The sequence below is a fragment of the Streptomyces roseochromogenus subsp. oscitans DS 12.976 genome (genome assembly GCF_000497445.1).
GTDB classification, from domain to species: Bacteria; Actinomycetota; Actinomycetes; order Streptomycetales; family Streptomycetaceae; genus Streptomyces; species Streptomyces oscitans.
The window spans coordinates 6,589,978-6,596,502 of sequence record NZ_CM002285.1 but is presented as its reverse complement, the minus strand read 5'-3'; the positions used below and the strand labels follow the sequence as shown (position 1 = coordinate 6,596,502).

Below are 6,525 nucleotides of genomic sequence, written 5' to 3'. Positions count from 1 at the left end.
GCCGCGTACGCACACGGCGCTGCCGCGCGCGGTGTGGTCGGGGGACGCCTCGCCGAACCAGCGGGCGGCGGTCACCGGACGGGGGCGCAGGTCGACGCGCGGCCCGCCGAGGCGCACGTCCAGCCGGCGCGGCTCGGCGCCCTCCAGGTCGTCCAGCAGCCACAGTTCACCGGCCGCGCTGTAGACGACCCGGGTGCCGTCGCCGGAGCCGTGGCGGGCGTAGAAACCGTCGAGAGGCGTGTGGCGACGCAGGTCGGAGCCGTCGGCGAGGGAGGAGTACAGGGCGCCGGTGCCCTCGTGGTCGGACAGGAAGGCGATCCGGTCCCCGGCCCACACCGGGCACTCGATGTTGCCGTCGACGTCCGGGTGCAGCCGGACGAACTCCCCGCTCCCCTCCCGGTCGATCCACAGCTTGCCCGCCGTACCGCCCCGGTAGCGCTTCCAGTGCGCGGCTTCGCGGCCCATCGGCGCCGACAGCAGCACGGTGGCCGGGCCGAACGCCACATCGCCGACCGGGCCGTACGGCAGGGTCTCGGCGGGGCCGCCGTCCAGCGGGACGGCGTGCGCCCAGGTGTGCCGGAAGCTGGCCCGGCCGTGCGCGCCGAGCGCGAGCACCCGTCCGTCGGCGGTCCAACCGCGCACCTCGGTACGGCGGTTGCCCCAGTAGGTCAGCCGGTCGGCGGGGCCGCCGTCGACGGGGGCGACATGCGCCTCGGGCGCGCCGTCGCGGGTGGAGGTCCAGGCGAGGGACCGTCCGTCCGGGGATATCCGGGGCGTGGTCACCGGCACGTTGTCGGCGCTGACCCGCCAGGCCCGGCCGCCGTCCAGGGGCGCGAGCCAGACGTCGTCCTCGGCGACGAACGTCACCAAGTCGCCGTGTACATGGGGGAATCGGAGATAGGCGGAGGACGTCGTGGTTCGCGTCGAAGCACCCTGGGTCACCCCGTCACTGTACGCAGTGACCGGTGTGCCCCGCGCCCCTTCCGATCACTTGCCCGCGGTCACTTTCCCGCGGCGGGCCAGCAGGTGGGGTCGCCCTTGCACCAGACCGTCTCGGTGACGGTGACCGTCACGGTGGGCCGCCCGCCGCCGGGGTGATAGGCGGGCGGCGTGTACGTCGGTCCGGGCGTGGTGTCGCAGTCACCGAGCCCGTCGGCGTGGAACACCTGCCTGCCGCCGACCTTCGCCGTCAGATCACCGCGCACACAGGCGCCGTCGACGGCCTTGGTCACCTTCCCGCTGACGGTGATCTTCCGCCCGTCCTTGGTCTCGCCCTGGCAGTTGACGGAGACGACGGTGGTCTCCGTGGGCGAGGGCGTCCCGCCCGCCTTGCCGCCGCTGCCGTAGTCGCCGGTGCAGGTGAGCCAACTGACGTCCACGTGCTGCCGTTTCAGCGCGGCCGTCGAGGTCGTCTGGGTGGTGTAGGCGGCGGTCGAGGAACCGAGACCCCCCGGCTGACACGCCACCACGGCCCCCGCACCCACCACGACCAGGCCGGCAACGGCCAGGGCTCGCGCCCCACGCACTCGATGTCGAATCCGCCGCAAAACCCCCATGGAGGGCAGGGTGCCACCGACGCGAACGCCGGGAAAGGCCGCATACGGCCACTCATCCGTCCAGGGAAGTCGACCGGCGCCCCCAAGAGGCATACCGCGGCACCCCGGCGAGCGCCTGTCAGCCCCTCAGCAACAACCACTCCTGGAGCTCGACCAGGTTGCCCTCCGGATCCTTGAGATGGGCCACCCGCATCCTGTCGGTCATCGGCGCAGGCCCGCGCAGCAGCGTCGCACCACGGCCGATGATCTCCGCAACGTAGGCGTCGAGGTCGTCGACCCGCAGGACGACCAAGGAACGATGACCGCAGGCGCTCTCGCCCAGTTCGTCCAGGATCTCGGCCATCATCGCCCGGTCCTGCAGCGCGATCCCGGCGGAGCCCGTGTGCGGGCTGAACTTCTCGTACGGGCCCTCGCTCGCCCCGGACTGCGGCTTGAGGCCGAGGACGTCGGCGTAGAAGCGGTAGCAGGCGGCGAAGTCGGTGACCAGCAGCCGGACTTGGGCGAGTTCCATGATGTCCCCCAGATGTCAGGACCAGCGGCCGGTACGGCCCAGCAGCAGGGCCGCGGCGGCGGTGCCGGCGGTTGATGTACGCAACACGGTAGGACCGAGCACGTACGCCTTGGCGCCCGCCTCCTCGAAGAGCGCCAACTCGTCCCGGGCGACGCCGCCTTCGGGGCCGACGACGAGCACGATCTCGCCCTCCGTGGGCAGTTCGGCACTCGCCAGCGGCCGGCTCTCGTGCTCGAAGTCGGAGTGCAGCACGCCGGCGAAGTCGGCCGTGGCGAGAAGCGCGGCAACCTGCTTGGTGGTTGCCGCGTCCGCGACCTCCGGGAAGCGCAGCCGACGGGACTGCTTGCCGGCCTCGCGCGCGGTGGCCCGCCACTTGGCGAGCGCCTTCAGCCCCCGGTCGCCCTTCCACTGGGTGATGCACCGGGCGGCCTGCCAGGGCACGATCGCGTCGACCCCGGTCTCTGTCATCGTCTCCACGGCCAACTCGCCGCGGTCGCCCTTGGGGAGGGCCTGGACGACGGTGATCCGGGGGCTGGGCTCCGGTTCCACCGGGAACTCGAAGGGCTCGACGACCATGTGGTCCTTGCCCGAGACGCTGACGACGACCCCGGCCGCGCCCCGCCCCTTTCCGTCGGTCAGCACCACGTGCTCGCCGGGCTGCAGCCGCCGTACGGAGACCGCGTGCCGCCCCTCGGGGCCGTCGACGTCGACGACCGAGCCGGGACCCACGCCCTCCAGCGAGTCGACGACGAACACCGGCGCGGTCATCGCGGGCCGCCCTGGGCCGACAACGCTGTCCTGGCCGCGTCGAGTTCCTCGGCCAGCACCGCCACGAGCCGCCCGGCCGGCAGCTCGCGGGCCATCCGGTGACCCTGGCCCGCCCACAGCGACAGACCCTGCGCGTCCTCGGCCTTGGCGGCGGCCTTGCGCAGCGGCGAGGTCAGGTGGTTGATCTCGGGGTAGGCGGCGGGGGCGTACGGGCCGTGCTCGCGCACGAAGCGGTTGACCAGTGCGCGCGCCGGACGGCCGGAGAAGGCGCGGGTCAACTCGGTGCGTGCGAACAGGGGGTTGGTCAGCGCCTGCTTGTGCACGGCCTGCGCGCCGGACTCGGGGGTGGCGAGGAAGGCGGTGCCCAGCTGGGCCGCGCTCGCGCCGGCCGCGAGGACGGCGGCGATCTGGCTGCCGCGCATGATGCCGCCGGCGGCGACGATCGGGATGCGCACGGCCTCGCGGATCTGCGCGACCAGCGACAGCAGCCCGATGCCGGAACCGTCGTTCTCCGGGAGGTCCCGGTGGGTGCCCTGATGGCCGCCGGCCTCCACGCCCTGTGCGATCACCGCGTCCGCGCCGGCCTGCTCGACCGCGCGGGCCTCCTCGGCGGTGGTGGCGGTGACCAGGGTGAAGGTGCCGGCCCGGCGCAGCTTGTCGAACACCTCCCGGCTCGGCACGCCGAAGTGGAAGGAGACCACCGGTACCGGGTTGTCGAGGAGTACGGCGAGCTTGGCGTCGTAGCCGTCGTCCCGGCCGCTGTCCGGGTCGCCCAGCTCGGTCTCGTACCAGGCGGCCTCGCCGGCCAGCTGATGGGCGTAGACCTCTACAGCGCCCGACTCGGCATACTCGGCCTGTGGCATGAACACGTTCACGCCGAAGGGGCGGCTCGTGAGCCCCCGCAGCTGTTTGATCTCCTGGTACATGCCGTCGGCGGTCTTGTACCCGGCGGCGAGAAACCCGAGACCACCGGCCTCGGATACGGCAGCGGCGAGCTGCGGGACGGAGACACCGCCCGCCATGGGGGCCTGCACGATCGGGAGGGGGAAGAGATCGGTCAGCGCGGAGGACATGACCGCATGTTGTCACGTCCTTTGAAAGAGTCCGAATCGGGGCTTCCCACGGCATAGGACAGGGGCATACCGGGTGCGGAGGCACCGCCGTACGCCCCTGTCCGGCAACGGCTCAGCGACCGTTGAAAGCATCCTTCAACCGCGAGAACAGCCCCTGCTGCCCCGGCCGACTGCGCCTGCCTGGAGGCCAACCCCCGGAACCCCGGCCAGGCCGACCGCAGCGCGCGTCAGCGACCGTTGAAAGCATCCTTCAACCGCGAGAACAGACCCTGCTGCCCCGGCTGACTGTGCCTGCCCGGGGGCCAACCCCCGGAACCCCGGCCAGGCCGACCGCAGCACGCGTCAGCGACCGTTGAAAGCATCCTTCAACCGCGAGAACAGACCCTGCTGCCCCGGCTGGAACTGCCCCTGCGGCCGCTCCTCGCCCCGCAGCTTGGCCAGCTCGCGCAGCAGCCGCTCCTGCTCGGGATCCAGCTTGGTCGGCGTCGTGACCTCGACATGCACGATCAGGTCACCCCGGCCGCCGCCGCGCAGATGCGTGACACCCCGGTTGTGCAGCGGGATCGACTGGCCGGACTGGGTGCCGGGCCGGATGTCGACCTCCTCCATGCCGTCCAGCGTCTCCAGCGGCACCTTGGTGCCGAGGGCCGCCGCCGTCATCGGGATCGTCACCGTGCAGTGCAGATCGTCGCCGCGCCGCTGGAAGGTCGGGTGCGGCAGCTCGTGGATCTCGACGTACAGGTCACCGGCCGGACCGCCACCGGGGCCGACCTCGCCCTCACCGGCGAGCTGGATCCGCGTGCCGTTGTCGACACCGGCCGGGATCTTCACGGTGAGCGTGCGGCGGGAGCGGACGCGGCCGTCGCCGGCGCACTCCGGGCACGGCGTCGGCACGACCGTGCCGAAGCCCTGGCACTGGGGGCAGGGCCGCGAGGTCATGACCTGGCCCAGGAAGGACCGGGTGACCTGCGAGACCTCACCGCGGCCGCGGCACATGTCACACGTCTGAGCGGTCGTACCGGGCGCCGCGCCCTCGCCGTTACAGGTGTTGCAGACAACCGCGGTGTCGACCTGGATGTCCTTGGTCGTCCCGAAGGCCGCCTCGTCCAGCTCGACCTCGATGCGGATCATCGCGTCCTGGCCGCGCCGGGTGCGCGAGCGCGGGCCGCGCTGCGACGCCGTACCGAAGAACGCGTCCATGATGTCGGAGAAGTTGCCGAAGCCACCGGCCCCGAAGCCGCCCGCGCCGGCGCCGCCCGCCTGCGAGAGCGGGTCGCCGCCGAGGTCGTAGACCTGCTTCTTCTGCGGGTCCGACAGCACCTCGTAAGCGGCGTTGATCTCCTTGAACCGCTCCTGGGTCTTCGGGTCGGGGTTGACGTCCGGGTGCAGCTCGCGCGCGAGCCGGCGGAACGCCTTCTTGATCTCATCCTGCGACGCGTCGCGGCGCACGCCGAGAACGGCGTAGTAGTCCGTGGCCACTTACGACTCCGCCAGGATCTGTCCGACGTACCGTGCCACTGCGCGTACCGCTCCCATCGTTCCCGGGTAGTCCATGCGGGTCGGTCCGACCACGCCGAGCTTGGCAACCGCCTCGCCGCCCGAACCGTAACCGACCGACACCACGGAGGTGGAGTTGAGTCCCTCATGGGCGTTCTCGTGCCCGATGCGCACCATCACGCCCGGATCCTTCGCCTCGCCAAGGAGCTTGAGAAGCACGACATGCTCCTCCAGGGCCTCCAGGACGGGCCGGATCATGAGGGGAAAATCATGTCCGAAGCGGGTGAGATTGGCGGTGCCGCCGATCATCAGCCGCTCCTCGTTCTCCTCGACGAGTGTCTCCAGAAGGGTGGAGAGCACCGCCGAGACCGTACCGCGGTCCTCCGGCTCGAAGGCGTCCGGCAGGTCCTCGACCAGCCGCGGCACATCCGTGAACCGGCGACCCGCGACCCGGCTGTTCAGCCGCGCGCGCAGATCGGCGAGGGAGGACTCGCCGAACGGCGCCGGGCAGTCGACCATCCGCTGCTCGACCCGGCCGGTGTCCGTGATCAGCACGAGCATCACGCGCGCCGGGGCGAGCGAGAGCAGCTCCACATGCCGCACGGTGGACCGGGTCAGGGACGGATACTGCACGACGGCGACCTGCCGGGTGAGCTGCGCGAGCAGCCGCACGGTCCGCGCCACCACGTCGTCGAGATCGACGGCGCCCTCCAGGAAGTTCTGGATCGCCCGCCGCTCGGGCGCGGTCATCGGCTTGACGCCCGCCAGCTTGTCCACGAACAGCCGGTAGCCCTTGTCGGTGGGGATGCGCCCGGCACTGGTGTGCGGCTGGGCGATGAACCCCTCGTCCTCCAGGGCCGCCATGTCGTTGCGGACGGTGGCCGGGGAGACCCCGAGGTTGTGCCGCTCGGTCAGGGCCTTCGACCCGACCGGCTCCTCGGTGCCGACGTAGTCCTGGACGATGGCGCGCAGCACCTGAAGCCTGCGTTCACTCAGCATTCGCGCGCACCTCCAGCACGTCGTCCCCTCTGTCCCGTCCGTCCCGCCGTCCGTCCGCTTGGCACTCTTCGCATGCGAGTGCCAGCGTTCTGGGGCCCAGTGTACGGCTGTCGGGTACACC

The 6,525-nt window shown here is 71.8% G+C and carries 6 protein-coding genes and 1 pseudogene; all 7 read right to left on the bottom strand.

Going from position 1 to position 6,525, the window contains the following annotated elements:
* A pseudogene (locus M878_RS49215) lies at nt 1-942 on the bottom strand (PD40 domain-containing protein); the annotation flags it as partial.
* Between the two features lie 59 nt (nt 943-1,001).
* Nucleotides 1,002-1,556, bottom strand: coding sequence for a hypothetical protein (locus M878_RS78295; protein WP_051430122.1), 555 nt, complete (start codon nt 1,554-1,556; stop codon nt 1,002-1,004).
* 118 nt (nt 1,557-1,674) lie between these two features.
* Nucleotides 1,675-2,067 (bottom strand): VOC family protein, encoded by a 393-nt coding sequence (locus M878_RS78290; protein WP_023550894.1) that lies wholly within the window; start codon nt 2,065-2,067, stop codon nt 1,675-1,677.
* A gap of 15 nt (nt 2,068-2,082) precedes the next feature.
* Nucleotides 2,083-2,835 (bottom strand): 16S rRNA (uracil(1498)-N(3))-methyltransferase, encoded by a 753-nt coding sequence (locus M878_RS78285; RefSeq protein ID WP_023550893.1) that lies wholly within the window; start codon nt 2,833-2,835, stop codon nt 2,083-2,085.
* Nucleotides 2,832-3,908 (bottom strand): nitronate monooxygenase, encoded by a 1,077-nt coding sequence (locus M878_RS78280; RefSeq protein ID WP_023550892.1) that lies wholly within the window; start codon nt 3,906-3,908, stop codon nt 2,832-2,834. The genes M878_RS78285 and M878_RS78280 overlap by 4 nt, the downstream gene beginning before the upstream one ends.
* Before the next feature lie 342 nt (nt 3,909-4,250).
* A complete protein-coding gene (gene dnaJ, locus M878_RS78275) occupies nt 4,251-5,387 on the bottom strand; it encodes a molecular chaperone DnaJ (RefSeq protein ID WP_023550891.1) in 1,137 nt (378 codons plus the stop codon).
* Nucleotides 5,388-6,404, bottom strand: a complete 1,017-nt coding sequence (hrcA, locus tag M878_RS78270; RefSeq protein ID WP_023550890.1) for a heat-inducible transcriptional repressor HrcA — start codon at nt 6,402-6,404, stop codon at nt 5,388-5,390.
* Nucleotides 6,405-6,525 lie beyond the last annotated feature (121 nt).

Coding starts and splice junctions, on each gene's coding strand:
- M878_RS78295 (WP_051430122.1), bottom strand. CDS start 1,556: ATGGGGGTTTTGCGGCGGATTCGACATCGAGTGCGTGGGGCGCGAGCC.
- M878_RS78290 (WP_023550894.1), bottom strand. CDS start 2,067: ATGGAACTCGCCCAAGTCCGGCTGCTGGTCACCGACTTCGCCGCCTGC.
- M878_RS78285 (WP_023550893.1), bottom strand. CDS start 2,835: ATGACCGCGCCGGTGTTCGTCGTCGACTCGCTGGAGGGCGTGGGTCCC.
- M878_RS78280 (WP_023550892.1), bottom strand. CDS start 3,908: ATGTCCTCCGCGCTGACCGATCTCTTCCCCCTCCCGATCGTGCAGGCC.
- hrcA (WP_023550890.1), bottom strand. CDS start 6,404: ATGCTGAGTGAACGCAGGCTTCAGGTGCTGCGCGCCATCGTCCAGGAC.